Origin of the sequence: Methanolobus psychrotolerans (genome assembly GCF_002243045.1) — an archaeon.
Classification (GTDB): Archaea; Halobacteriota; Methanosarcinia; order Methanosarcinales; family Methanosarcinaceae; genus Methanolobus; species Methanolobus psychrotolerans.
This window is the reverse complement of the sequence record NZ_MBKP01000078.1, coordinates 1-1,566: the sequence shown is the minus strand read 5'-3', so window position 1 is coordinate 1,566 and position 1,566 is coordinate 1. Positions and strand designations below refer to the sequence as shown.

Here is a 1,566-nt window from a genome sequence, read left to right as displayed (position 1 = left end):
GATCCTCTATTAAAAGATACAGACGGTGACGGCTATGACGATTATGTTGAATACCACGATGCGGACCATGATCCACTTGTCTACGAAGTACGTTACGGTTACCTAGAAATCGGCCGTGAGCTCGTACTGGGTGCAGTACTTGGAGAATGGGGTGCCGATGACCATGATAGCACATATTACATGTCTGGCTGGTTGCTTAGTGGTTTTGTTGCCGTAGGAGACGTCAGGGATATAGCCGCTTCAATCTGGAACGGAGACGGACTTGGAACACTGTTGAATGCTTTAGCCCTGGTACCCGGATATGGAGACGCAGCAAAAGTTACCACTACAGTCAGCAAATTTGTAGCAAAACATCCACATACAATCTTTGCAGTCGCGGGTTTTGTGGTAAAGCATGTTGATGAATCAATCGATATTGTAAGGAAAACATATGGTAATGCCATTGTCGATAGCTTGAAAGCAAAGGGACTAAGTGATGATGACGTAATACAATTGGTTAAGAAGAATATTGATTTGAATGAGCTTCATACCGCTTACAAGATTGGCGAGGATGTAGTATATGTAACGCTGAAACGTGATCTGCATGTAGAAGGACGGCATATCACTGGCATTTTGAAAGGAAAAACCGGACAAAAAACTCACTTCTTCCCCACAGGCAACCAAGTAAGACTTGGTATGACTACGCCTGCAATAATGACAAAGCAAGATGTCGAAAATTTAGTGAAGCAGAGTATAGAGTTTGGGAATAAAGTACCTAAGAATGGCAGAGTTGTCTATACTTGGAATCCAAATTCATTCGGCATTGATGAAATGAAAACAGTCGTTTCGAATTCAGGAGAACTTATTACTTCATTCCCAACATCTGGACAAAATGTTTTGTATGTAATAGATTGATTTAACATATCAAAAACTCGAACTCTAAATAGCAATACCATGCCAATATTGGCATGGTACTACCATTTATGAGTAAGCTTAGCTGGATCTCTTCTGTAAGGAGAAAATGATTATGTCAAATGTTAAGATAAAATTCAATATAGAGGATTTGAATTCCGATTATTATGAAAATGCATGGGATGCTGAAGGTGGTTTGCTCATTAAAAATAATGACACCATATTAACAAAAAGAATTGATGACCCAAATGATGATGGCTTCAGGGGTGACTATGTTTTTTTTAACTTGATGGACTGGTTAACTTCGACACTTGAATTATTGGAAGATAAAAAATGCTATTGTCAACTAATAAATGGAGGGGGAACATTTTTTTTTGAGCCTAAAGGGAACTTTACTTATTTCAAATTCTATCTCGAAGGTACAGGACATTTAATTGAAGATGAAAACAAACGTTATCCCAACCATGAAGAAGGCACACCACTCAAAACAGACGAATTGGTTTTAGAAATAATAAGAATCGCCGAATTATTCATAGATTCTATAGGCCCTAAAATAAAGGATAAATCAGATGTAATTGGGTTTAAGCAGTCGCTTGAGGAGGCACGTGAAGTATACGATCAATACATAATGAGAAGAGAACTACATTATTGAACCTTGGAATAATTCCAGATTCG

The 1,566-nt window shown here is 38.2% G+C and carries 2 protein-coding genes; both read left to right on the top strand.

What is annotated here, in order from left to right; translation table 11 throughout:
• Positions 1–894 (top strand): hypothetical protein (locus BB781_RS15920; RefSeq protein WP_164997929.1); only part of this gene is annotated, 894 nt, incomplete at its 5' end.
• Positions 895–1,006: 112 nt separating this feature from the next.
• A complete protein-coding gene (locus BB781_RS14910) occupies positions 1,007–1,543 on the top strand; it encodes a hypothetical protein (RefSeq protein ID WP_094229248.1) in 537 nt (178 codons plus the stop codon).
• Positions 1,544–1,566 lie beyond the last annotated feature (23 nt).

What these genes read in the sequence shown, in the direction of transcription:
- BB781_RS14910 (WP_094229248.1), top strand. Translation starts at nt 1,007, where the DNA reads ATGTCAAATGTTAAGATAAAATTCAATATAGAGGATTTGAATTCCGAT.